We start from the raw sequence: 22,654 nt of genomic DNA, 5'->3' as shown, positions 1-22,654 counted from the left end.
CCACCGCGGCTTCAGGCCCGCCTCGTGACGAACACGCGGGGCCGCCAGGCATCGACAGGCGCTCCGTTGCGGCCCATCGGCCAGTGGTCAAGCCAGTGCTGCAGCACGGCGACGTCATCAGCCCGCCGCCGCCGGTGCAGCGAGTGTCCCTGGCCCGAATGCGTCAGGTGCACCAGATCGGTCGGCAGCGGTGGGCTCTGGTCGCCGAAGTACCAGAAATTCCACGACACCAGGGCGTTGAGGCCCGCAATGTCTCGCGCGGCCTCGCTGTCGTCGTGCAACGTGTTGGCCACCTGCTTCATCGAGCCGTTCGCCATCGCCCGATAGAAGTTGTCCGGGGGGCCGTCGCCGCCAGGTCGCTTGGCGACAAAGCGCGGGTCCGCCCAGTAGTTGTCCAGCGCCATGACTTCATCGACGCGCATCGCGTAGACGAGCTGGTCGTTGTGGCGGCTGCGCAGGCCGACGATCCAGTCGCCGACACGTGCCGAGCGACGAATCTGCGGCTTGCACACAGCGAGCGAGCACCAGCCGTGAAAAGGATTCGGCGACCCGCCGCGGTCTTGCCGCACGACGTAACGAAAGATGCGCGGGCCTTGGATCACATCGGGCTGCGCAGAACCACCTTGGCTGCATCCATCGGCCCATCGCCTTCGATGACCACGATCGATGCGGTCTTCGGATTGGCTTCCGACTGCAGACGAGTGACCTCGCGGATCTCGCCGATCGCCGTGCCGTCGGCCATTCCCATCGGATTGGTCTTGAAGCTGGCGACGGGCACTTTCTGATCGCCCACATAGATGCTGTAGACCGTCTCCGGCTTGAGCTTGTAGAGGAACAGTTCCAGCGCATCGACCACACCGAAATTGCGTGCCACCACGAAGCCCTTGGCATCGCCTGAAGCGGGCATGAGCGGGATGTTGACCGGCGCGGCGTTGGCCAGCGGCTTCAGGTTGTCCGTGCCGGCACCCGACGGTACGGCGTTCGAAACGTAGACCAGCGCCTGCGGAGCCTGTCCAATCGGCACCGCCGCGATGACTTTGTCGCTGGCGGTGTCGATCACCTGGACCGCATCGCCGTTCTCCAGTCCGACGTACATGCGCGTGCCGTCGTCCGATGGCCATACGCCATGCGGCAGCGCGCCGGTCGCGATGGTGTTGAGCAACTTCGCCTCGCCATCGGTCGAATAGACCTTCACGACGTTCTCACCACCCACGGCGACGTACGCGAGCGTGCCGCGCGCGGTTTTGGCAAAGCCGAGATGGTTGGTGATGAAGCCGGTGTCGATCACGCTCGTCACCGCCATCGACTTCACGTCGATGCGTGTGACTTTGCCGACGTCCTTGTGGCCCATCCAGACTTCTGTGCCATCCGGCGTGAACTGCAGGAACGGCGAGAACGGACTCACGACCGGAATACGTTTCACGATCTTGTACGAGCGCGTGTCGACCACAGCCACTTCGGGCGTGAAGCTCGACACCACGAACGCACGCCCACCGTCCGGCGTGAACAGCACCATGCCGGGGCCGGGCGCGGTCTCGATCCGACGTTTTTCCTTGAAGGTCTTCGCGTCGATCACCGAGACGTAGTTCTCTCCGCGCACCACGGCCCAGACCTCCTTGCCGTCGCGCGTGAAGAAGGCCTCGTGCGGCGAGCGGCCGACGTAGGTCACGCCCTTGACCTTGTTGGTCGCCGTGTCGATGAAGGTCACCGAGTTCGAGCCGTTGGCAATGGCAACCAGCGTGCGGTGGTCAGGCGAGAAACCGAGGCCGTGAACGTTGATCTCGCCCTTGTAGATCGGTGACAGCACGTCGGGGCGCTGGTTGCCCAGCTTGATCTGGCCGAGCAATGCGTTGGTGTTCGGGTCGATCACCGACACCGTGTTGGTGTTCTGGTCTGCGGTGTAGACGCGGTCGCCGGGATTGGGAACTGCCGATGCAGCGAAAGATGCAACGGCCAGCGCCGTGGCAAGGACAAGGGGTTTGAGTGAATTCATGAAAGGTCCTTCTTCGACGTGCCTGGAGCGACTACTTGGCGGGTGATGCGTGGCGTGCAAGCCAGGCCTTCATCAGCCGGATCTCGTTGGCCTGCTCGGTGATGATTCCCTGCGCGAGGTTGCGCACTTCCGGGTCTCGCGTGTTGAGCAGGATCGACTTGGCCATGTCGATGGCGCCCTGGTGATGGGGAATCATCATGGTCATGAAGTCGTGCGCGGGCTGGCCGTTCATGGGTGCGGTGCGCATGTCGTGGTCCATCACGGCCATGGCATCACCCATCAGCGCATCGAAGGGCTTGGCCGTGCTGGCCATGAAGCTGGGTGGCACGACGCCTTCGGCATGCATACCGTGCGCGTGCATGTCGGCCGCCTGCGTCAACGTGCTCCCTGCGACCAGCAACCCGAGGATGCCCGCACGAACGAAGGCGCTGCTCATGCCGCTTTCTTGTTCCATGCGCTGCACCATCCCGTGGCAGCGACCTGCTTGCCGGCGAACAGCGGACAGCCGCCCGTCGCTTCCTTGGGCTTGCCTTGAAACAGCTGACAGTTCGCGCAGTTCTGGCTGGCCGCGTGATTGGGAAATTTCTTGGCGTCGATCTTGGTGGTGTCTTCTTTGTAGCCGAGCGCCACGGCCTGAGGATCGGTCTCGGCTAGCTTCGGGCCGCCGGACTGTGCGTGGGCGGCGGAAACGGACAGCGCAGTTGCAGCGCCGGCAACTTGCAAGATGAAAAAGCGGCGATTTGTGGGGGTCATTTTTTTAATCTCGTGGGGGTTTTTAGTCGTTGCCGGAGTCTTCGCTCCGGCGATCGGGGGCGTGCTTATTGCTTCAAGACGAACGCAGCCAGCGCTTTCACCTCTTCGGGTTTCAGTGCGGCGAAAGGCGGCATCGGCACGCTTCCCCACTTGCCGACGCTGCCGCCACGGATGCTGGCCTCCAGCTTCGACTGCGCCTGCGGATCGGCCTTGTACTTTTCGGCAACTTCGTGATAGCCCGGACCGACGATCTTCTGGGTCACGCCATGGCAACTCAGGCAGGCGTTGCTCGCAAGAAGCGCTTGAACGTTGACAGTCGCGCCACCGGCTGGTGGCGCGGCCGCAGCACCCGGTGACGTTGGCGGAGCGGGCGGCGCATGCGCTGGTGTGGATGCGGCGATCACACTGGCGTCTGTGGCCTTCGCGGACCCGTAGGCGACCGCCAGGTAGGCACCCACCTGCTTGACTTCGTCGTCACTGATCGGCGCACCGTAGGTGTGCTGCATCTTGGCCATCTCGGCGGTCCACTGCGGCTGCGTCATGCCGGGCGGCTGGTAGTTGACGTAGTCGGCCGAATGGCAGATCGCGCACTTCTGCATCGCGATGGCGTAGCCCGGCAGCTTCGACGGGCGCAGCTTCGACGTGTCGGGGAGCAGCTTGATGTCGGGCGGCGCGGCCAACGCGTTGAACGCGATCAACACGCAGCAGCCAAGAACGGCACGGGCCAAAAAAGTGGTGGTTTTCATGGCGTGTCCTCAGGCGATGGTGACCGGCGTGGACTCGACTACATGGCGGCGGTAACCTGCCGGATTCCAGTCCACCGTGGCGGGCTGGCCTTCGCCCTTCTGGTTGGTCGCACGGACCATGAGCACGGCTCGGCCCTTCTTCGCGAAGCTCACCGGCGCCCGCCATTCGCGAAACGAGAAGCGCCCCAGATCCTTGCCGAGCGTCGCCGCCTTCCAGCTCCGGCCGCCGTCGATGGAGACTTCCACCGTCTTGATGCCGGCACCGGCATCGAAGGCGATGCCCTTGAGTTCGATCAATCGGGCGGCGGGCAGGATGCCACCGGCCTGGACGCTGGTGATGAAGCTACGCACGGGCAGCGTCGAGATCGGCCGCGTCTTCGCCGCTGCGGAACCCGGTGCCACGCACTGGCAGTCGTTGTCGGGCACGCGGTAGGCGGTCGTCATGAACAGCGCGTCATGGCCGTCGAACACATGGTCGATGACCTCGATTTCCGAGAGGTGCTTGACCCAGTAGGTGCCGAAGTAGCCCGGCACGATGAGCTTGACCGGGTAGCCGTTGAGGAACGGAAGGTCCTTGCCGTTCATGCTCCACGCGAGCATCGGTTCGTCCTGCAGCGCGTGTTCGATGTCCAGCGCCTTGCGGAAATCCGAGGTCGCGGGCAGCACCGGCGTGTCGAGGCCGTTGAAGGTCACCTGTCGGGCACCCGCAGCCACACCCGCCTTCTCGAGCACCTTGCGCAGCGGCACGCCGAACCAGCGGGCATTGCCCATCGCGCCATTGGCGAGCTGGGCGCCGAAGACGCGCGGCGACGAGTACCCGCGGCTGTTGCCGGAGCACTGGTTGACCGCCACCACCTCCACCGGCTCGGCCAGTGCCTTCAGGTCGGCCAGCGACAGGTTCAACGGCGTGTTGACCTTTCCCTTGACGGTGAGCCGGTAGGTGGCAGGGTCGACCGCCAGCGGGATGTTGGCCAGGTGGTAACGCACGAAGAAAGCGTCGTTGGCGGTGATCGGCCCTTCGTTGAAGACTGAGAACGGCGTTTCCAGATGCGGCGGCCGGGTGTGAACACGAATCAGCGGCCGTTTTTGCGGGTACGTCACCATGGGGCGCGGTCCGTCGGCAAAGGTCACGCCTTCGCCTGTATCGCGACCAGCCGCCAGCGCGGCGAGCGGCGACGCACCCAGCGCGAGAAGACCGGCGCCCTGGACGAAGCGCCGACGGGATGAAGCGCGCTTGGCGTCGTGCTGCGCGGTGGGTGTGGCTTCGCGACCTGATCTCATGGTTTGTCTCCGTTTGTTAGATAAATACAGTGGCTATTCAGGGTGTCTTCCAACCCCACTTGGCGAAGTTTGCTTGTCCTGCAGGCGATTTCAGGAAGTCCGAGAGCGCTTTCTTCACGGCGCGGTCTTCTGCACCCTTGCCGCAGGCGCAGCCAGCGTCGCCTCCACACGGTTGCTCGCCAGGTCGACCTTGGCAATCCCCAAGTCTTCGTTCAGCACATAGGCTGCCTGGCCGTCGCGCGTGAAGACAATGGCCTGCCGCGGTTCCTTGAAACCCGTGATAGTGGCGACGACGCTCCTGCTCGCGACATCGATGACGGACAGCGAGTTGTCGCCCAGGTTGCCGGCGTAGACGCGCTGGCCGTCTGGTGACAGCGCCGCACCATACGGGTCCTTGCCAACAGCGATCGTCGACTCGATGGCGCGCTTGTCCAGGTCGACGACCGCGATGGTGTTGCTCCCGCTGTTCGCAGCGAAGAGCGTCTTGCCGTCGCCGGTGACCGAGATCGCGCGCAGCTTGTTGAACCCGGTGATCTCTCCGTCGATCTTGTTCGTCGCCGTGTTCACGATGGTGATCTTGTCGCCCATGAAGTTGGTGACGTACAGCGCACCTCCGTCGGGGCTCAGACGCACACCCTGGCGCGGCTGCGCGAAGCCGGTGATGACGGCGCGCGGTTCGCCGCTCGCGACGTCGAAGCGCGTGACGGTGCTGGCGGCCTGGTTGTTCACATACATCGTGGCGCCGTCCTTGCTGAGCACGGTGCCGAAGGCACCGGGGCCTGCCGGCAGGCTGCTGACCGTCTTCAGGCTGGAAGTGGCGATCTTCGCCACGGTGCCCAGGCTGCTGTCCGAAACATAGAAGAACTCGCCAGACGGCGCGAACACGATGTTGCGTGGCGTCACGAAGCCATCCAGCACCTTGCGCACCTTGCCGGTCTTCAGGTCGTAGACGACGACGTCCGGGCGTTCGCTGTACGACACCACGGCCGTGCCCTCGTCCGGGCTGAGCGCCAGCGAGTTGTTGTGGATGGCACCGTCGAAGGTCCAGCGCTGCGTCGCACTTGCGGACGCTGCGACAGGCGCAGGTTGTGCCGTTACCGTCGAAGGGATCGAGGCGAGTGTCAAGAGGGCGAGGCACAGCGAAAGTGCGAGAGGACGGAGTTTCATGAATTTCTTTCGGTTGTCTGGATGGATGGACGAATGGCGGGGGCGATTTATTCCAGGTCTACCCTGTCAATTGAAGAGTGCAGTGATGCCCGCGTTGATGGCGAAGCCGCCGCACACCAGCCAGACGAAGAGCACGGCTGCCAGCGCCAGCGGCTTGATGCCGGCCCTGCGAATCGCCGAGACGTGCGTCGTCAGGCCCAGACCTGCCATTGCCATCGCCAGCAGCACCGTGTCGATGTCGATCACCTGCGTCACCACCGCATGGGGCAGCAACGCGAGCGAGTTGAGCCCGGCGACCGCCACGAAACCGAGGGCGAACCAGGGAATCACGATGCCGCCGCGTGGCGAGGCATTGGCTTCGTCGGTGCCATCGGCGTCCTTGGCACTGGAGCGGGAGAGGTAGGCGGACAGGATGATCAGGAACGGCGCCAGCATCATCACGCGGACCATCTTGGCGATGACGGCGGTGTTCGCAGCCTGCTCGCTGACGGCGCGACCGGCGGCGACCACCTGTGCCACCTCATGGATCGTCGAGCCGGCGAACACGCCGTAAGCGGTGGGCGACAGGTCGAACAGCCGGAATTGCGCGACCAGGTGATACAGCACCGGATACAGGAAGATCGCCAGCGTGCCGAACACCACCACCGTGGCCACCGCGACCATCACCTGCTCGGCGCGGCCGCGCACGACGGGTTCGGCCGCCATTACCGCCGCCGCGCCGCAGATCGAACTGCCGGCGCCGATCAGCATGGCCGTCTTGCGGTCGAGCCCGAAGACCCGGGTGCCGAGGAAGCAGGCGAGCCCGAAGGTGGTACACAGCACCGTGGCGTCGATCGCGACGCCGGTCCAGCCCACGTTACCGATGTCCTGGAAGGTCAGACGCAGGCCGTACAGGATGATGCCCAGGCGCAGCAGATTGGCCTTCGAGAAGGTCACGCCCGCGCCGGCCAGCGCGCCGATGCGTGGGTAGACGGTGTTGCCGACCCCCATGCCCAGCACAATGGCCAGGGTCAATGCGCTGATGCCGTTGGCTTGCAGCCAGCCGATCTTGCCCAGTTGGATCGATGCGAACGCCAGCGCGCCCGTCAGTGCAAAGCCGGGCAACAGCTGACGCAGACGACCCTTGGCAGTAGGGTTGTGCAGTAGTTGAACCGGGGGGGTGGCGGTGTGCATCGTTTTCTCCATCGCGTCGTTTTCTGAAGGCATAGACGAACTTTGAACCGATTCGATCTATCCGGCAAACGGATACTTCCGCTATAACCTAGCCATCTAACAGGTAACGAAAGCGTTTGGATGCGCCTGACATTGCGTCAACTTCTGATCTTCACGGCCGTGGCTGACACCGGCAGCACCACCGCCGCCGGTGAGCGGGTCTCGCTGTCCCAGTCGGCGACCAGTGGCGCGCTGAACGAACTGGAGAGCCTGCTCGGCGCCCAACTGTTCGACCGCATCGGCAAGCGCTTGCTGCTGAACGACAACGGCCGTGCGCTGCTGCCGCAAGCCAGGTCATTGCTCGACGGCGCACAGGAAATCGAAAGCCGGTTCGGGCTCGGCAGCACGGGACCTGCAACCGCGCCTCTGGTCACGCGCCTTCGCGTTGGTGCCAGCACGACAATCGGCAATTACGTGCTGCCAGCGCTGGTCGCTGGCTACAGCAGAACGTGGCCCGGGACCGCGGTGGATGTCGTCATCGGCAACACGCGCGACATCGCTGCGGCCGTGACCCGCCTGGAGGTCGACATCGGTCTGATCGAAGGGCCCTGCCACGAGGCCGAGCTTCGAGTGACGCCATGGCTTCAGGACGAGTTGGTCATCGTGGCTGCACCGACGCATGCGCTGGTGCAGGAGGGCGTGCAGGCACGCGTTCCGTTGAAGGCCTTGCGGCAGGCACGCTGGTTGCTCCGTGAGCCGGGTTCCGGCACGCGCGAGGCCGTGGAGCACGTGTTGCTGCCGCACCTTCACCACCTGGACGGCGACATGCAGCCGGGCAGCACCGAGGCGATCAAGCAGGCGACGGCCGAAGGCCTCGGGCTGGCTTGCCTGTCGCTGTGCGCGGTGCAGGACCTGGTGACACTCGGCAGACTGGTCGTTCTGCGAACCACGTTGCCTCGTCTGACTCGCCGCTTCTATCTGGTGCACCATCAGAAAAAGCGCCTTTCGGGCAACCTGCAACGCTTCGTGGCGCACTGCGAGCGTCTTGAAATGGAATCCCCGTGGCTGCCAACGAATTTCCCGAAGAAGTAGCGTCTCCCAGACGCGGTCGTGCGCGCCTGTGGGCCATGGGACCGGCTGCCGAAACGTTGCGCGTCTGGTGGTGGGCGGCCGTGACGGGCGCGCTCGCTGCGGCTGCCGTCGTGGGCTTCCGGTGGTTGACGCAATGGGTCGAGGAACTCGCGACCGGTCAGCGCGGCGGACTGGTCGAAGCCGCGTTGTCGTTGTCGCCCTGGCACCGCGCGCTGGTCTGCACCGCGGGCGGCTTGCTCGCAGGGCTGGTCCTGCAAGGCGGAACGGCCTGGGCCAGGCGGGGCCCGGGCGGCGCGGCGAACCTCGACTACATCGATGCCGCGCGCGCAGGAAGAGTCGACCTGAACGATCGAACGACGTTGACACGCACCGTGTCCGCGCTCTTATCCGTCGGCACGGGCGCTTCCATCGGACGCGAAGGGCCGATGGTCCAACTGGCTGCCTGGGTCAGTGCGCGACTGGCACGGCTCGTCGCGACGGCGCCGGAACAACGCAACACGCTGCTGGTGTGCGGCATCGCCGCAGGCATCGGCTCGGCCTATCACGCACCCATTGCGGGCGTCGTCTTCGTTCTGGAACTGGCGCTCGGTTTCCTCGCGCGCCACACGGTCGCTCCGGTGCTGATCGCGTCGGCCACGGCCAGTTCACTGATCTACTGGCTGGTCGAACCCAAACCGCTCTACGACGTTACGCCTGTCGTCATGGCACCGACGAGCCTCGGCATCGCCTTACTCGCCGGCGTGCTGTTCGGCGGGTTGGGCTGGGGGTTGCTGGCGCTGCTCGAATCAGGGCGAAGCTGGTTCGCGCGCATCCGTACGCCAGTCCTGCGCCTGGGACTCGGGGGCTTGCTCGTGGGGCTGTTGTCGGCCTGGGTGCCGCAGGTCTGGGGCAATGGCTACAGCGTGGTGTCGCAGGTGCTTCACGGTGACCACGCCTGGCAATGGCTCGCGTGGGTGCTGCTCGCAAAAGTGGTGGCGACGACGCTGAGTTCGGGCAGCGGCGCGATCGGCGGTGTGTTCACGCCATCGCTTTTCGTCGGGGCGACCGCTGGAAGTGTCTTGGCCCAAGTGGCGGCGCTCTGGTTGCCGGCGGTGTGGGTGGGCGATCCGCGTCTGCTCGCGGTGGTCGGCATGGCGGCGGTGCTGGCCGCAGTCACCCATGCGCCGCTGATGGCGATAGTGATGGTGCTGGAGATGACAAATCAATTCCAGCTCACCGTTCCAGTGATGCTAGCCTGCGGCGTGGCCTACGCCATCAGCACACAATTCGGCGCGCGACCGCTCTATGGCAATCCGATCGAATCGCCGATGGCGCAGAAGCCGAATCCCTGAGCCTGTGTCAGATCGCGGGTTCTGCACGCAGCGACTTGCGACGCTCAATGCCTTCGAAGACGATCATTCCGGTGAGCATCGCGGCGGTGAAGACAAGCGCCTTGCTTTCCCCCATTTCCGAGCGCCACCAGACCGGGTCCAGGACAGAAGCCCGCAAGGCCCCAACTGACACCGAACAGCAGGCTGCCGAAGCCAGGCGGTCGATCGCTCGCGCGTTTGGCCATCTCACTGGTTCGCCCAGAAGGGTTTGCGAGCGCTTACGCGCGGCGGCGAACGCAACGGTGACCGCGGCCATCGTCAAGGCAGCGCGGGATCGCGAGTTGAAGTTGGACAAGGCCGAGCAAGTTGACTCCGCGTCGGGAATCGAAATCAAGGGCGTCGTGAGCGGCAAGACCCTCGCCATCGGCAATGCGACGTTGATGGAGCAACTGGGCATCGATGTAGTGCCGCTGGCGAACCAGGCCGAAGTTTTGCGCGCGCGAGGGGCCAGCGTGATGCACCTGGCCGTAGACGGCAAGCTGGCCGAGCTGCTTGCCGTGTCCGATCCGGTGAAGGCCAGCACGCAGGAGGCGCTCACGATGCTTCGCAAGTCCGGCCTTCGCATCATCATGACCACGGGCGATGGGCTCACCACCGCTCAGGCTGTCGGCAAGCGCCTGGGGATCGACGAGGTGCATGGCGAGGTCAAGCCAGAGGACAAGCTGCAACTGGTCGAGCGCCTGCAAAGGAGGTACGAGTCGTCGCGATGGCTGGTGACGGCATCAACGACGCGCCCGCGCTCGCCAAAGCGGATGTCGGCATCGCAATGGGCACTTTCACCGACGTCGCGATGAACAGCGCCCAACTCATGCTGGTCAAAGGCGATCTACGCGGCATCGCGACGGCGAGCGCGTTGTCGGTCGCCACCGTCTCCAACATGAAGCAGAACCTCGGATTCGCTTCGTCTACAACCTGGTGGGCGTGCCGCTCGCTGCCGGCGTGCTGTTTCCGTTAACGGGCTGGCTTCTGTCGCCGATGGTCGGTGCGGTGGCGATGAGCCTCAGCTCGGTGTCGTTGATCGGCAACGCGCTGCGGCTGAGGATCACTGCGATCGAGTCTGACTGATCCGACTTCCGCGGCGCGCGAGGAAAGACGCAAGCCGAGTAGCTTGATGTACGGTTGCACCCCGTCATGGTCGGCCTCGGGGTAAGAGAGGGCGCTCGGCGGCGAAAGACGCAGTCGTCTGCTTTGTGCAAGCGCCGACATTGATCGGGCCAGGTCGACCGACTGCAGTCAGTCTGAAGCAGACGTTTGGCCCGATGCGCTGAGCGTCCCCTTCTGGCGGTTGACCGGCCTGCCGCCCAGCGCAGCAACCGAGCAGATCTCTGTTAAGACAGCACGCGGGTACGGTTGGACCGATCCACCTTTTGGCGTCGACACGTTCGGTGGTTCCGCCTGGGGAGAGGCGGGCATGCAGTTCGTGAAGCTCACTGCGACGGATGGCCACGATGTGAATGCACCGGCCCGCGTGCTGGTGCCGCACAAGGCGCCCGAGAAGGAAGTGCGGAAGCCGGCGGTCAAGGGCACGCTGCAGCTGCGTTGGCCCAACTGGTGGCGGCAGCGGGGTGGTTCAGATTCGATGAAAGTCATTCGCGGCTTCAAATCAGCGGTCGTGAGCAACGACCTGGATCCACTGAACGCAGTCGGCCTGGGCTACATGAATCGCAAAGAAGGGCTCACCAGCGTAGTGAACTACGACGCGGTGAAAGGGGACGCGAACACCAGGCCCGCTTCATCATCCTGAATTTAACGATGCTTCGTTGCGGACGGCCAGCATGGCAGAACATCTCTTTGATGCTCGGGTCAATTGCTGTTGGAGTAATGCCGAAGTTCTTGAAGAAGCTGCAGTCGGGATTTTGGAAAGGCATTACTCGATTCGCGCTCGAAAACCGAGGGGACCGTATGGGACAGTTTCTTCGTGGGCTTCCTGGCCGGAAACGAAGCGATCTCTGGTGGATTGCGTGGCTGGCAATTCATCGACGGAAGTCAATACGGTACAGCAGCAATGGCTGGCATCGGCTTTGAATTAGGAGATGACTTTGTCCAATTCGTGTGGTCGTTCAATGATGAAGTTGGCACACAGAGAGTGGCCACGAACATGCACGCAGCGCACTTCTCTCCGAAATTCACGAAGCTCGATTTTAGCTAAATGAGGATCGCACGCCCCTCATCGCGACTCTCGTGCACATTCCAACGGGCGTCGCTAAAATCGGCCCGTAATTGCTTCCAATCATTGGCGGTAATCTTGGTTGCGCGATGTCGATCGGCCGCGGAGCCTCTGCATTCGATGGAAAAAATACGTTGGCGTCTCCTCGATGAGGATGAAACGGACTACAGTGTATTTTCGGTGCCTTATTTTCCCAGCGCCAGAAAACTAAGCGTAAAAATAGACCATTAATCACGATTGCGATAATCACCGTTTAGAAGTAAATGCGCAATCGATTGAAATGGCGCTGACTAAGCTGGAGCCAGCTCAGCTGGCGGCAAGCAAAAAAGAGCCCTGTATCTCCTTTTCTTTGGGTCAGAAGTTGATGTCGGGCGGCGTGTGCCAGGCGTCCCATGCCTGCTTTCCGGCGTCGTCGAGCAGTTCGCGCGCGACTGGGTCTTCGGTGCCGTGGAGTTCGAGGGCGAAGAGGGCGAGCTCGGGAAGGTCCACATGCTGGCCTTTGGATCGGCACCGCCAGAGCATCCCCAGGTCGGGATCGACGCGCGCTTCATGCAACGCAACTACTACCCGGCCGCACCAAGTCCCGGGCCAGATTACAAGGTTGCTGGTATGTTCGGAGACACTCATAAACACCTCAATTAACAGCGCCGAAAGTTACCATTAACTAAGGCATTGACAGAATAAACACCGAAAAAGCGGCGCCGAAAAAGTTACCATTAACAACAGCATAAGGACGGAAAAGATCGTGCAAAACAGCAAGTCCAGAGTTACCAGATCACTTTTGTTTATTGCGTTTACCCGTGCTTTCAGGCTCAACTACTGGCATGGTCAACTGCAGCCTGACCACCGCCGCTACCTGGTGTCCGATGTGCACCAGGCAACAAAAAGCACCTCGGATTTGAGGCGCTTGAGTGAGTGGGCTGAGGGTCACTCGAACAGGCGGCGGTAGTCCTGCAGAGTTTCCTTGGGGCGCAAACGGACCACATCACCGTACATCCCGGCCGACTTCTCCAGGGTGAACGCGCCGCTCTCTTCGATGATGCGGAGGAATCTCTCATCCGCCTCAAGGAGGACGGGGACAGGCCTACCAGGAAGATCGGTGACGAGGGAAGAAGTCATGGGGTCGGATTTACCTTCCTCATGCACACCGTCACCCTGCATTAACTCTCGCAAAATGCTGCTGATTTTGGTGCGCTCGGCAAAACTTGGGGTCGTCATTTTCACTTCTCCAGTAGTTTGCGAAGCGCCAGCCTCGCTTTAATTGCGCGTTCCAATTTCGGGGAATACTCGACTTCGTCATCTAGCGCAGCTGTTGCAGGGTCCAGGCCACGAGAGTCGCAGTAATCACGAAACCGCCCAGGGAAATCATTTTCGGCTCTCCCCGGCATCGGAGTGAAGAAGTCCGAATCCGGTATGAATTCGACTTCGATCACTTGAGCCACCGCTTTGGCTGGCGAAGGATTCGAATCATTGCGTCTGCGGGATCAGCCATGACGCGATTTGCGGGGCCGAATTCTTTCTCGAGTTCGGCATTAACTTCCGCTGTCGCAGCTTCACGGCGACGGCGATCGCATTCGGATAATGCGTCAAGGATTCCAGATTCGTACATGCGGATGAGCAGGGTTTGTTCAACGTTCATTTGCATGTCTTTCTCCAGTTGGGCGGGGAGCAACTATTGTATCTTTAACCGTATTCTTTGGGTAATTTAATTGGAGCTTCAGAAGCCCATTTTTCGTGGGACTGGTGCTGGTGCAGTCCCGAAATCTTCAGCCTCGACGACTTGCCGATTGCGTGCCAGAGCCCTGCCGATGGCCATCGCCGACCTCGTCTTGAATTCGCGAGCGCTGAACTTTTCGACAGCGTGGCTGATGACCGCGCGCGAGATCTGTGACCCGAAGTCGTGGAGCCTGGTGTCGTGGACCACGCTCGCGAAAATCTTCTCGAACATGCGCTGGTTTTCGGAAGCGGTGGGGGCTTGAACGTGCACGATGTGGAATCGACTGCGGATTGGGGCCGGGATCGTGTCCAGGGTGTTCGCGCACGCAATCCAGCGGATGTGCGAGGCGTCGATCCTCAAGCCTGGAAGCGATTGATCTTCGAATGTCTTGGCGCTTTGGACCTCTAGCAGGCCGTAGAGGGCGCCAAGGGGGTCGTACTTGTGGCCCTCGCCGACTTTGTCGATCTCGTCGAGGTAGGCGACGGGACAGGCTGTTGCGACAACGCCGGACCGGCCGAACGCCAACGTTTTGAAAACCTCCCCTGGGCAGGAGTTCGACCAGTGCGTGGCGAGTCCGTCGAGCGAGCTGCCAGCGGTTGCGCTGGCGAGGTCGACTTTGAACATCGGCGTCTTGAGCACGCCGGCGATGAGGCTGCTGAAGTAGCTCTTACCAACCCCCGGCGTTCCGACCAGAAGCATGGGGGCCGGCCTGCAGCGACCGCCTGCTGCGGCGATCGCGAACGATGGTTCCAGGACTTCATCGATCGCGCTGATGAAGTTTGGGAACTGCTCGCGCAGTTCATCGAGCTGCCCCCGCCAGGCAGGGTTTGGCACTACGTAAGGTCGGATGTTTCCAATGTCGATCAGGCGCTTCAGAGTCGCCTTGACGCGGGCTGAAGCGTGCTCGTCTGAGCTCACGGTGCGGAAGTTTTCGGTCAGAGCGTTGATGTCTTCGAGGCTGAATACCTCGATTCCATTGTCGAAGTCTTGGCTCGGGAGGTTGCTCGAAAATGCGCGCAGCTCATCGAAAAGCCTCGTCATTTGCTGAATCGCTTTGGTGTCGCTGACGTGCTTCGCGCAGTTGCGACACTCCCAGAACCAGTGACTGTCCTCAAGCTCGCGAATCACTTCTGTAGATCCACAGTGATCACAGCAGAGGTTCTCGAAGAGAAGCTTCTCGCCGCGCATCTCCGCGAACACGCGCAGGTGTTCGATCTGCTGCTTGATGATGTTGTGCTTGATGTCTTGCACAAGCGGTAGGTAACGCTCTTCGCCATCGAATTCGAGCGCGAGCTGGCTTCCGTCTTCGTGCTGAGCGATGGCCTGCTCGAGCTGGCCGAAGGGGTCGGCTTGGGTGGCGTTTTCTCGGGCAGCGCGTGCAGCCGCCCGGTTTTGGGGTTGAACCATTGGGCGGCTCCCTCTTACTTTGCCAGGGCGCAGCTTTTCAAGGTGTAGAAGTGCGAGCCTTCCGCGCCTTCTTCATGCTTCACCACTTCAGCGATGACGGTGCCGCCCTTGAAGTTGGTGGAGGTGGACTGGCAGATGAACCCGATTTCGTCGGATTTCTTGACGTAGTAGTCCTTCGAGCCGCCGACGAACGGCTTCAGGTCGAGCTTCACTGTGTGGAACAGGACTTTGTTCAACACGATGCGCTCGCCGCCTTCGAGCTTTTCGTACTTGCGGGCTTCACGAACGAGGTCTGTGTAGGTGAGTGGAGGCTGCTGGGCGATGGCTTGGCCAACGGTGACGAGCGAGCAGAGGGATGCGATTGCGATTGCGAACTTCATTCGGATCTTTCGGTTTCAGATGTGCTCCGCCATGCCTCTGGGGCTGGCGGTGCACGGCGTCCGGTACCGATGCGATTGAATGAAGTCTTGATGGACCCTGGGTTACGCTTTTCCAGGTAGCGGGTGGCCTTGCGCTCACCATGTGCGATCAGACTGGGCTTGTGGCCATGCTGAACATCCGACCGCTTGATTTTACGAAGAGTTGACCGATTTGGCTAATCGTCGATGGTGCGTCGTGTACATCCCAAACGATCGATTCTGCCGTCACCCCGCACCTTGGTGATGGCTCCGCATCCTTGAGATGGGTCCGAGGGGGTGTTGAGCGCTGGCCCTTACCTTGGCCTTACCTCTACAAAGCAAAAAGCCCTGACGCTATCGTTTTAATAGCATCAGGGCCTTGCATCTATTGGTGCCGGAGAGATGAATCGAACACCCGACCTTCTCATTACGAATGAGCTGCTCTACCGACTGAGCTACACCGGCTTCAAGCCCATGATTATAGCGCGGAATGGTAGGAGGTCACGCGCTCGACCTCGTTCTTCGAGCCGAGCACCACCGCGACGCGCTGGTGGAGCTTGGTCGGCTCGATGTCGAGGATGCGCTGGCGGCCGTCGGTCGCGGCGCCGCCCGCCTGTTCGACCAGCCAGCCCATCGGGTTGGCTTCGTACATCAGGCGCAGCTTGCCCGGCTTCTCGGGCTCGCGCTTGTCCCACGGGTAGAGGAAGATGCCGCCGCGCGTCAGGATGCGGTGCACATCGGCCACCATGCTGGCGATCCAGCGCATGTTGAAGTCCTTGCCGCGCGGGCCGTCCTTGCCCTGCAGGCATTCGCCGATGTACTGCTTCACCGGCTCGTCCCAGTGCCGCATGTTGCTCATGTTGATCGCGAATTCCTTGGTGTCGGCCGGGATCTGCACGTCTTCCTGGGTGAGCACGAAGCTGCCCTGCTCGCGGTCGAGCGTGAACATCGCGACGCCGTCGCCGACGGTCAGCACCAGTGTGGTCTGCGGGCCGTACAGGCAGTAGCCGGCGGCGACCTGCCTGCTGCCGGGCTGCAGGAAGTCGGACTCCTGCACGCCCGGATGCTCTTCGGGCTTCTTCAGCACGCTGAAGATGGTGCCGATGCTGACGTTCACGTCGATGTTGCTGGAGCCGTCGAGCGGATCGAACAGCAGCAGGTATTCGCCCTGCGGGTACCGGCTCGGCACCAGGTGGATGCTGTCCATCTCCTCGCTCGCCATCGCGGCCAGGTGACCGCCCCATTCGTTGGCCTCGATCAGCACCTCGTTGGAGATGATGTCGAGCTTCTTCTGCACTTCGCCCTGGACGTTTTCGCTCTCGGCGGTGCCGAGCACGCCGCCAAGCGCGCCCTTGTTGACGGCTTGGCTGATGCTCTTGCAGGCGCGCGCGACGACTTCGAGCAGCAGGCGCAGCTGCGCGGGGATGTGGCCGTCGGTGCGCTGCTTCTCGACGAGGTAGCGGGTCAGGCTGACTTTCTGTGCCATGGTGGACTGGAGTGGAAAGATGAGGAGGGTGCGAAAGGGATTCAGTCGGCGAGCGCGCGCGAGATGACCTCGTGCACGTCGTTGCTCAGCTTGGCGCCGGCCACCCGAACCAGCGCGTCGCGGGCTTGGCTGCGGTAGGGCTCGGCCAGCTTCTTCCAGCGGTCGAGCGCCCGCGCCAGGCGCGAGGCGACCTGCGGGTTGATCGCGTCGAGCGCCAGGGTGTTCTCGGCCCAGAAGGCGTAGCCGGCGCCGTCGGCGCGGTGGAAGCCCGCCGGATTGGCATTGCAGTAGCTGAACGCCACGCTGCGCGCCCGGTTCGGGTTCTTCAGGCTGAAGTCGGGGTGCTGCATCAGCTGGCGCACCCGCGGCAGGATGTCGCCGCCGCGGTCGGGCGCGCCGGCCTGCATCGCGAACCATTTGTCCAGCACCAGCGCCTCGTCCTTGAACAGCGCGTAGAAGCGCTCCAGCGCCGGTTGCGCCAGCGCGTGGCCGCTGATCACCAGTGCCGACAGGGCGTTGGCCCGGTCGGTCATGTTGTCGGCATCCTTGAAGCGCTGGTAGGCCTTGCCCGGCCAGACGGTGTCGCCCGATACGCGTGCGGCGAGGCACAGGTGGACCAGCGCGAGGCCGGCGAGCGACCGGCGGCCGGACGACAGCGGGTCCGGCGAATACGCGCCGTTGTGCTCGTGCTGCTCCCAGGCCCAGGCCCAGTCGGGCTGCAGCGCGGTCGCGAGCTGCTGGCGCATCGCCTCGCGCACCGCGTGGATGCGCTGCGGATCGACGGTGTCGAGCTGCTCGGCGATGTACACCTCCGACGGCAGGGTGAGCACCAGGTCCTTGAAGGCGGCGTCGAGTTGCGGATGGCGCAGCACGCTGCGCATCGCCTCGATGAAGGCATCGTCGAGAATATCGGAAGGAATTTCGGGGTCTGCGCCCGTCCCGTCTGCGCTGCCAGCTATTGTTTTAATAGCGAGCCGCAGAGCGAGCCGTTGGCCCGCTTCCCAGCGGTTGAACGGATCGGTGTCGTGCGCCAGCAGGGCGAGCAGCTGGGCGTCGGTGTAGTCGCAGTCGAGGATCACCGGCGCCGAGAAGCCGCGCAGCAGCGACGGCACCGGGGCGGCGTCCAGTCCGCCGAATACCAGCGTCTGCTGCGGCTTGGTCAGCACGAAGAGCGGGGCGGAGGAGGGCGCGGCATCGCCAGCGCCCTGCACCGTGTACTGCAGCGGCAGCGCCTGGCCGTCCTCCGAGACGAGACCCAGCGCCACCGGGATCACGAACGGCTCTTTGGTCGGCTGGCCCGGCGTCGGCGGGCAGCTTTGCGACAGCGTCAGGGTGTAGGTGCGGGCGTCGGCGTCGTAGCGGCCGTCGGCGCGGATGCGCGGCGTGCCCGACTGGCTGTACCAGCGCTTGAACTGCGGCAGCAGGCGCGCCAGGTCGGAATCCGCATTCGCATCGGCGATCGCCTGCGCGAAATCGTCGCAGGTCACTGCCTGGCCGTCGTGGCGCTCGAAGTAGAGCGTCATCCCCGTGGCGAAGCCGTCGCGGCCGACCAGCGTCTGCATCATGCGGACGACCTCGGAGCCCTTCTCGTAGATCGTGACCGTGTAGAAGTTGCTGATCTCGATGTAGCTGTCGGGCCGCACCGGGTGGGCCATCGGGCCCGCATCCTCGGGGAACTGCGCGGTGCGCAGCACCCGCACGTCCTCGATGCGCTTGACCGCGCGGGCCGAGGCCTCGGCGCACAGGTCCATGCTGAATTCCTGGTCGCGGAAGACGGTCAGGCCTTCCTTCAGGCTCAGCTGGAACCAGTCGCGGCAGGTGACCCGGTCGCCGGTCCAGTTGTGGAAATACTCGTGGCCGATCACCGACTCGACGCCCGCAAAATCGGCATCGGTCGCGGTGGCGGGGCTGGCCAGCACGTACTTCGTGTTGAAGATGTTGAGGCCCTTGTTCTCCATCGCGCCCATGTTGAAGTCGCTGGTGGCGACGATCATGAAGCGGTCCAGGTCCAGCGGCAGGCCGAAGCGGGCCTCGTCCCAGGCGATCGAGTGGATCAGCGAGTTCATCGCATGCTCGGTCTTGTCGAGGTCGCCGCGGCGCACGAAAACCTGCAGCAGGTGGTCCTTGCCCGAGCGCGACCGGATGCGCTGCTCGCGCGCCACCAGCTTGCCGGCCACCAGCGCGAACAGGTAGGCGGGTTTCCTGAACGGGTCCTCCCACTTTGCGAAGTGGCGGCCGTCCGGCAGCGGACCTTCCTCGACCAGGTTGCCATTGGACAGCAGCACCGGGTAGAGCTCCTTGTCGGCCCGCAGCGTGACGGTGTAGATCGACATCACGTCCGGCCGGTCCAGGAAATAGGTGATGCGGCGGAAGCCCTCGGCTTCGCACTGGGTGAAGAAGGTGTCCTGGCTGACGAACAGGCCCATCAGCTTGGTGTTCTTCGCCGGGCAGCAGGTGGTGAAGATCTCCAGGTCGAAGGCGTCCGTGCCCTCGGGCAGGTTCTCCAGCACCAGCTGGCTGCCGCGTTCGGTCTGGTCCATCCGGAACGAGGTGCCCTGGCCGTTGACCAGCACCCGTGCCAGGTTCAGTTCCTCGCCGTCGAGCCGCAGCGCCTGCGGCGCCACGTCCGGGTTGCGGCGCAGGCGCATCTTGTTGAGCACGCGGGTCTTGGCGATATCGAGGTCGAAGCAGAGCTCGACGGTATCGATCCAGAACGCGGGGGCGGTGTAGTCGGCGCGGTGGATCGCCGGGGACTGGCCTTCACGCAGCATGGGAAATCTCCTGGGATGTCCGGGGACGGGAAGAAAGTCGAAAGGAAGGCTGCGCCATCGAAAAAACGAGGGCGCGGCGCGAGTTCACACGCCCTGCTTGAGCGAGGCTTCGATGAAGGCGTCGAGGTCGCCGTCGAGCACCTTCTGGGTGGCCGAGATCTCGACACCGGTGCGCAGGTCCTTGATGCGGCTGTTGTCCAGCACGTAGCTGCGGATCTGGTGGCCCCAGCCGACGTCGGTCTTGGCGTCCTCCAGCTTCTGCTGCTCTTCCTGGCGCTTGCGCATCTCGTGGTCGTAGAGGCGCGAGCGCAGCCGCTTCCAGGCCACGTCGCGGTTGCTGTGCTGGCTGCGGCCGTCCTGGCACTGCACCACGATGCCGGTCGGGATGTGCGTCAGCCGAACTGCCGAATCGGTCTTGTTGATGTGCTGGCCGCCGGCGCCCGAGGCGCGGAAGGTGTCGGTGCGCACGTCCGAGGGATTGATCTCGATCTCGATCGAATCGTCGATCTCGGGATAGACGAACACGCTCGCGAACGAGGTGTGCCGGCCGCCGGAAGAATCGAACGGGCTCTTGCGGACCAGCCGATGCACACCGGTCTCGGTGCGCAGCAGGCCGAAGGCGTATTCGCCCTCGATCTTGATCGTCGCGCCCTTGATGCCGGCGGTGTCGCCGGGGGACTCGTCCTCGATCTGCGTCTTGAAGCCCTTGCGCTCGGCGTACTTCAGGTACTGGCGCAGCAGCATGCTGGCCCAGTCGCAGGCCTCGGTGCCGCCGGCGCCGGCCTGGATGTCCAGGAAGGCGTTCATCGGGTCGGCCGGGTTGCTGAACATGCGGCGGAACTCGAGCGCCTCGATGTCCTTGGCCAGGCTCTGCGCATCGGCCTCGATCGCGAGCAGGCCGTCCTCGTCGCCTTCTTCCTTGCTCATCTCGTAGAGCTCGGTGTTGTCCGACAGCTCGCGGGTCAGCCGCTCGATGGTGAGTACCACGTCGTCGAGCGACTTCTTCTCGCGTCCGAGTTCCTGGGCCTTCTTGGGGTCGTTCCAGACGTTCGGGTCTTCGAGCGAGGCGTTGACGGTCCTCAGGCGTTCGGCTTTGGCATCGACGTCAAAGATACCTCCGGAGATCGACCGTGCGGGCGCTCAGGTCCGCGAGGGTGTTGCCGATGAGGTTGGTGCGTTCTGCTTCCATGATGTGCGGTGTCCTGTGGGGGTGCGAAAAGGGCTGCGCGTGCGGGCACGCGCGGCGAAACGGTCGATTTTCTCATGCGGGCGCCGCACAGCCGCGCTGCGGAAACCATCGACCGCACGAGATCCATCGCGGCGCGGGCTGCGGCCTACGCCGGCTCGACGGCCGGCGCCGCCTTCGGCAGCCAGACGCTGAAGGTCGCGCCCTCGCCGAGTGTGCTGGCGACCGAGATCGTGCCGCCGTGCGCCTCGACGATCTGGCGGACGATGTACAGGCCCAGGCCGAGGCCGGCGCTGACCTTGTTGTCCACCGCGCGCTCGAACTGCTGGAAGATGCGCTGCTGGTCCTCGGTCGCGATGCCGCGGCCGTAGTCGCGCACGTCGATGCGCACACCGCCGTTCCACTCGTCGAGCAGGACCTCGACCGGCTTGCCCGGGCCGTAGCGGAAGGCGTTGGTCAGCAGGTTGGCGACCACCTGCTCGATCCGGAATTCGTCGAGTTCCGTCTCGAGCGAGGCAGGCGCCTTCAGGCTCACCGTGCAGTCGGCCGCCGCCGCCTGGTGGGTGAAGCCCTCGACAATGCGGCCGACCAGCGTCGCGATGTCGAAGCGCTTCGGCGCGATCGACAGCGTGCCGCGCTGCAGCCGGGTGACGTCGAGCATGTCGTCGATCAGCCGGATCATCGACTGGATGTAGCGCTCGTCGCGCTCGATCATCGCGCGCAGCTGGGGCGGCTCGAAAGGCTTGGTGTTGCCGCGCGCCAGGTGCATCTTGCGCACCTGCGCTTCCAGGAACAGCGTGTTGAGCGGCGTGCGCATCTCGTGCGAGACCATCGACATGAAGTCGTCGCGCATGCGCACCGCCCGCTGCAGCTCGGCCTGGGTCGCCTGCAGCTCCTCCACCAGCCGCTCCTGCCGGCGCCGGGCTTCCTCGATGGTTTCCAGCTGGTGACGGATCGCGATGCGCTGCCTGTACAGGTCGACGAAAACGTGGACCTTGCTGCGCACCGCATGCGGGTCGAGCGGCTTGTGCAGGAAATCGACCGCGCCGCTCTCGTAGCCCTGGAAGGCGTAGTTCAGTTCGCGGCCCGCAGCGCTGACGAACACGATCGGGATGTGGCGGGTGCGCTCGGTGCCGCGCATCAGCTCGGCCAGTTCGAATCCGTTCATGCCCGGCATCTGCACGTCGAGGATCGCCAGCGCGAATTCGTGCCGCAGCAGCAGTGCGAGCGCCTCGTCGGCGGAATGGGCCTGGTGGATGCGCAGGCCGTCCTGCCGGATCAGCGCATCGAGCGCCAGCAGGTTTTCCGGCAGGTCGTCGACGATGAGGATGCGCGCTTCGTTCAGCATGGTGAGGAGGGGAGCTCGTTCAAGGCGGCCAGCAGGGCCGAGAGGCCGGCCAGCGGCAGGATGCGGTCGGGGCGGCGGAGGTCGATGGCGGCCTGCGGCATGGTGGGGATCTGCGCTTCGGCCGGGTCCTGCACCGCGGTGAAGCCGCCGAGCCGGCCGACCGTCGCCAGGCCCTCGGCCCCATCGGCGCTCGCGCCGGTCAGCAGCAGGGCGGCGAGCGCCGCGCCATAGGCATGCGCGGCGGTCTCGAACAGAACGTCGATCGACGGGCGGGAAAAATGCAGCGGCGGATCGCAGCTCAGGGAGAAGCTGCCGCCCGGCTCCAGCTGCAGATGGTAGCCGGGCGGCGCGAAGTACAGCGTGCCGCGTTCCACCGGCATCTTGTCGGCGGCCTCCCGCACCGGGATGCGGAGCCGCTGCGCGAAGAGGTCGGAGAGGCCGCTGCTGCGGTCCTCCGGCATGTGCACCACGACGAACAGCGACAGACGGAAATCCACAGGCAGGTCGGCGAACAGCCGCAGCAGCGCCTGTACCCCGCCAGCGGAGGCGCCGATCGCGACCGCCGCAACGGTCGCAGGCAGGGGCAGGAGCGGCGGGGGGTAGAAGGCAGGTCCGGCCAT

Annotated in this window: 22 protein-coding genes, 1 tRNA gene and 2 pseudogenes; 5 read left to right on the top strand and 20 right to left on the bottom strand. The window is 63.9% G+C overall.

What is annotated here, in order from left to right; genetic code table 11:
* Window positions 1-11: 11 nt before the first annotated feature.
* The 8 genes from QZ500_RS04070 to QZ500_RS04035 form a co-directional block, all read right to left on the bottom strand.
* Window positions 12-602 (bottom strand): hypothetical protein, encoded by a 591-nt coding sequence (locus QZ500_RS04070; protein ID WP_295851155.1) that lies wholly within the window; start codon window positions 600-602, stop codon window positions 12-14.
* The gene (locus QZ500_RS04065; RefSeq protein ID WP_092939532.1) at window positions 599-1,993 is read right to left on the bottom strand and encodes a hypothetical protein; all 1,395 of its coding nucleotides are present in this window, start codon (window positions 1,991-1,993) and stop codon (window positions 599-601) included. The genes QZ500_RS04070 and QZ500_RS04065 overlap by 4 nt, the downstream gene beginning before the upstream one ends.
* A gap of 31 nt (window positions 1,994-2,024) precedes the next feature.
* Window positions 2,025-2,354: a DUF305 domain-containing protein gene (locus QZ500_RS04060; RefSeq protein ID WP_245785181.1), complete on the bottom strand. Its 330-nt coding sequence runs from the start codon at window positions 2,352-2,354 to the stop codon at window positions 2,025-2,027.
* Between the two features lie 71 nt (window positions 2,355-2,425).
* The gene (locus QZ500_RS04055; RefSeq protein WP_092939530.1) at window positions 2,426-2,746 is read right to left on the bottom strand and encodes a high-potential iron-sulfur protein; all 321 of its coding nucleotides are present in this window, start codon (window positions 2,744-2,746) and stop codon (window positions 2,426-2,428) included.
* 65 nt (window positions 2,747-2,811) lie between these two features.
* Complete coding sequence (locus tag QZ500_RS04050; protein WP_092939529.1) at window positions 2,812-3,492, bottom strand: c-type cytochrome; 681 nt, start codon at window positions 3,490-3,492, stop codon at window positions 2,812-2,814.
* 9 nt (window positions 3,493-3,501) lie between these two features.
* On the bottom strand, window positions 3,502-4,773 hold the full coding sequence (locus QZ500_RS04045) for a molybdopterin-dependent oxidoreductase (RefSeq protein WP_295851151.1): 1,272 nt from the start codon (window positions 4,771-4,773) through the stop codon (window positions 3,502-3,504).
* Window positions 4,774-4,887: 114 nt separating this feature from the next.
* Entirely contained in the window at window positions 4,888-5,940 is a 1,053-nt protein-coding gene (locus QZ500_RS04040; RefSeq protein WP_092939528.1) for a beta-propeller fold lactonase family protein, read from the bottom strand.
* A 66-nt stretch (window positions 5,941-6,006) separates the two neighbouring features.
* Window positions 6,007-7,113: a YeiH family protein gene (locus tag QZ500_RS04035; RefSeq protein WP_092939564.1), complete on the bottom strand. Its 1,107-nt coding sequence runs from the start codon at window positions 7,111-7,113 to the stop codon at window positions 6,007-6,009.
* Between the two features lie 120 nt (window positions 7,114-7,233).
* Between QZ500_RS04035 and QZ500_RS04030 the strand changes: the two genes are divergently transcribed.
* Both QZ500_RS04030 and QZ500_RS04025 read left to right on the top strand, forming a co-directional pair.
* A complete protein-coding gene (locus tag QZ500_RS04030; RefSeq protein ID WP_092939527.1) occupies window positions 7,234-8,184 on the top strand; it encodes a LysR family transcriptional regulator in 951 nt (316 codons plus the stop codon).
* A 35-nt stretch (window positions 8,185-8,219) separates the two neighbouring features.
* Window positions 8,220-9,515: a chloride channel protein gene (locus QZ500_RS04025; protein ID WP_092939526.1), complete on the top strand. Its 1,296-nt coding sequence runs from the start codon at window positions 8,220-8,222 to the stop codon at window positions 9,513-9,515.
* A 44-nt stretch (window positions 9,516-9,559) separates the two neighbouring features.
* On the opposite strand, the pseudogene QZ500_RS19535 reads toward QZ500_RS04025, so the two are convergent.
* Window positions 9,560-9,673, bottom strand: a pseudogene (locus tag QZ500_RS19535) (hypothetical protein); the annotation flags it as partial.
* Here QZ500_RS19535 and QZ500_RS04015 point away from each other — a divergent pair.
* The 3 genes and pseudogenes from QZ500_RS04015 to QZ500_RS04005 all read left to right on the top strand — a co-directional run.
* Window positions 9,629-10,619 (top strand): annotated as a pseudogene (locus tag QZ500_RS04015) (HAD-IC family P-type ATPase); the annotation flags it as partial. The pseudogenes QZ500_RS19535 and QZ500_RS04015 overlap by 45 nt on opposite strands.
* A 346-nt stretch (window positions 10,620-10,965) precedes the next feature.
* Entirely contained in the window at window positions 10,966-11,298 is a 333-nt protein-coding gene (locus QZ500_RS04010) for a hypothetical protein (protein ID WP_092939525.1), read from the top strand.
* A gap of 174 nt (window positions 11,299-11,472) precedes the next feature.
* Window positions 11,473-11,703 (top strand): hypothetical protein, encoded by a 231-nt coding sequence (locus QZ500_RS04005; RefSeq protein ID WP_139222794.1) that lies wholly within the window; start codon window positions 11,473-11,475, stop codon window positions 11,701-11,703.
* A gap of 372 nt (window positions 11,704-12,075) precedes the next feature.
* Here the strand turns inward: QZ500_RS04005 and QZ500_RS04000 are convergent, their stop codons facing one another.
* The 11 genes from QZ500_RS04000 to QZ500_RS03950 all read right to left on the bottom strand — a co-directional run bounded on the left by QZ500_RS04000 (window position 12,076) and on the right by QZ500_RS03950 (window position 22,654).
* Entirely contained in the window at window positions 12,076-12,210 is a 135-nt protein-coding gene (locus tag QZ500_RS04000) for a hypothetical protein (RefSeq protein ID WP_281245399.1), read from the bottom strand.
* Window positions 12,211-12,648: 438 nt separating this feature from the next.
* Complete coding sequence (locus tag QZ500_RS03995) at window positions 12,649-12,939, bottom strand: hypothetical protein (RefSeq protein WP_295851139.1); 291 nt, start codon at window positions 12,937-12,939, stop codon at window positions 12,649-12,651.
* A 211-nt stretch (window positions 12,940-13,150) separates the two neighbouring features.
* Window positions 13,151-13,366, bottom strand: a complete 216-nt coding sequence (locus tag QZ500_RS03990; protein ID WP_139222792.1) for a hypothetical protein — start codon at window positions 13,364-13,366, stop codon at window positions 13,151-13,153.
* Window positions 13,367-13,438: 72 nt separating this feature from the next.
* Window positions 13,439-14,845, bottom strand: a complete 1,407-nt coding sequence (locus QZ500_RS03985) for an AAA family ATPase (protein WP_092939522.1) — start codon at window positions 14,843-14,845, stop codon at window positions 13,439-13,441.
* Between the two features lie 14 nt (window positions 14,846-14,859).
* Window positions 14,860-15,225 carry a hypothetical protein gene (locus QZ500_RS03980; RefSeq protein ID WP_092939521.1) on the bottom strand — a complete coding sequence of 122 codons (366 nt, stop codon included), beginning with the start codon at window positions 15,223-15,225 and terminating at the stop codon, window positions 14,860-14,862.
* 407 nt (window positions 15,226-15,632) lie between these two features.
* A tRNA-Thr gene (locus QZ500_RS03975) sits at window positions 15,633-15,708 on the bottom strand.
* A gap of 13 nt (window positions 15,709-15,721) precedes the next feature.
* On the bottom strand, window positions 15,722-16,729 hold the full coding sequence (locus tag QZ500_RS03970) for a class 1 fructose-bisphosphatase (protein WP_295851129.1): 1,008 nt from the start codon (window positions 16,727-16,729) through the stop codon (window positions 15,722-15,724).
* 41 nt (window positions 16,730-16,770) lie between these two features.
* Complete coding sequence (pepN, locus tag QZ500_RS03965; protein ID WP_295851126.1) at window positions 16,771-19,500, bottom strand: aminopeptidase N; 2,730 nt, start codon at window positions 19,498-19,500, stop codon at window positions 16,771-16,773.
* Between the two features lie 84 nt (window positions 19,501-19,584).
* Window positions 19,585-20,689, bottom strand: a protein-coding gene (gene prfB / locus QZ500_RS03960; RefSeq protein ID WP_295851123.1) for a peptide chain release factor 2 whose coding sequence is annotated in 2 segments (ribosomal slippage) — window positions 19,585-20,607 and window positions 20,609-20,689 — 1,104 coding nt in all. Because the reading frame shifts where the segments join, the coding sequence is not laid out codon by codon here.
* Window positions 20,690-20,834: 145 nt separating this feature from the next.
* Complete coding sequence (locus QZ500_RS03955) at window positions 20,835-22,034, bottom strand: hybrid sensor histidine kinase/response regulator (protein ID WP_295851118.1); 1,200 nt, start codon at window positions 22,032-22,034, stop codon at window positions 20,835-20,837.
* On the bottom strand, window positions 22,028-22,654 hold the full coding sequence (locus QZ500_RS03950; RefSeq protein WP_295851115.1) for a chemotaxis protein CheB: 627 nt from the start codon (window positions 22,652-22,654) through the stop codon (window positions 22,028-22,030). Before QZ500_RS03950 ends, QZ500_RS03955 begins: the two co-directional genes overlap by 7 nt.

Origin of the sequence: uncultured Xylophilus sp., from assembly GCA_913776965.1 — a bacterium.
Taxonomy (GTDB): Bacteria; Pseudomonadota; Gammaproteobacteria; order Burkholderiales; family Burkholderiaceae_C; genus Xylophilus.
The sequence above is the reverse complement of the archived record's forward strand: the minus strand, read 5'-3'. Positions and strand labels throughout refer to the sequence as shown.

Bases quoted from the DNA above. Each gene is read 5' to 3' on its own strand.
- QZ500_RS04065 (WP_092939532.1), bottom strand. From the start codon at position 1,993: ATGAATTCACTCAAACCCCTTGTCCTTGCCACGGCGCTGGCCGTTGCA.
- QZ500_RS04060 (WP_245785181.1), bottom strand. From the start codon at position 2,354: ATGCACGCGCACGGTATGCATGCCGAAGGCGTCGTGCCACCCAGCTTC.
- QZ500_RS04055 (WP_092939530.1), bottom strand. From the start codon at position 2,746: ATGACCCCCACAAATCGCCGCTTTTTCATCTTGCAAGTTGCCGGCGCT.
- QZ500_RS04050 (WP_092939529.1), bottom strand. From the start codon at position 3,492: ATGAAAACCACCACTTTTTTGGCCCGTGCCGTTCTTGGCTGCTGCGTG.
- QZ500_RS04045 (WP_295851151.1), bottom strand. From the start codon at position 4,773: ATGAGATCAGGTCGCGAAGCCACACCCACCGCGCAGCACGACGCCAAG.
- QZ500_RS04040 (WP_092939528.1), bottom strand. From the start codon at position 5,940: ATGAAACTCCGTCCTCTCGCACTTTCGCTGTGCCTCGCCCTCTTGACA.
- QZ500_RS04035 (WP_092939564.1), bottom strand. From the start codon at position 7,113: ATGCACACCGCCACCCCCCCGGTTCAACTACTGCACAACCCTACTGCC.
- QZ500_RS04030 (WP_092939527.1), top strand. From the start codon at position 7,234: ATGCGCCTGACATTGCGTCAACTTCTGATCTTCACGGCCGTGGCTGAC.
- QZ500_RS04025 (WP_092939526.1), top strand. From the start codon at position 8,220: ATGGGACCGGCTGCCGAAACGTTGCGCGTCTGGTGGTGGGCGGCCGTG.
- QZ500_RS04010 (WP_092939525.1), top strand. From the start codon at position 10,966: ATGCAGTTCGTGAAGCTCACTGCGACGGATGGCCACGATGTGAATGCA.
- QZ500_RS03995 (WP_295851139.1), bottom strand. From the start codon at position 12,939: ATGACGACCCCAAGTTTTGCCGAGCGCACCAAAATCAGCAGCATTTTG.
- QZ500_RS03990 (WP_139222792.1), bottom strand. From the start codon at position 13,366: ATGCAAATGAACGTTGAACAAACCCTGCTCATCCGCATGTACGAATCT.
- QZ500_RS03985 (WP_092939522.1), bottom strand. From the start codon at position 14,845: ATGGTTCAACCCCAAAACCGGGCGGCTGCACGCGCTGCCCGAGAAAAC.
- QZ500_RS03980 (WP_092939521.1), bottom strand. From the start codon at position 15,225: ATGAAGTTCGCAATCGCAATCGCATCCCTCTGCTCGCTCGTCACCGTT.
- QZ500_RS03970 (WP_295851129.1), bottom strand. From the start codon at position 16,729: ATGGCACAGAAAGTCAGCCTGACCCGCTACCTCGTCGAGAAGCAGCGC.
- pepN (WP_295851126.1), bottom strand. From the start codon at position 19,500: ATGCTGCGTGAAGGCCAGTCCCCGGCGATCCACCGCGCCGACTACACC.
- QZ500_RS03955 (WP_295851118.1), bottom strand. From the start codon at position 22,034: ATGCTGAACGAAGCGCGCATCCTCATCGTCGACGACCTGCCGGAAAAC.
- QZ500_RS03950 (WP_295851115.1), bottom strand. From the start codon at position 22,654: ATGGCCGGACCTGCCTTCTACCCCCCGCCGCTCCTGCCCCTGCCTGCG.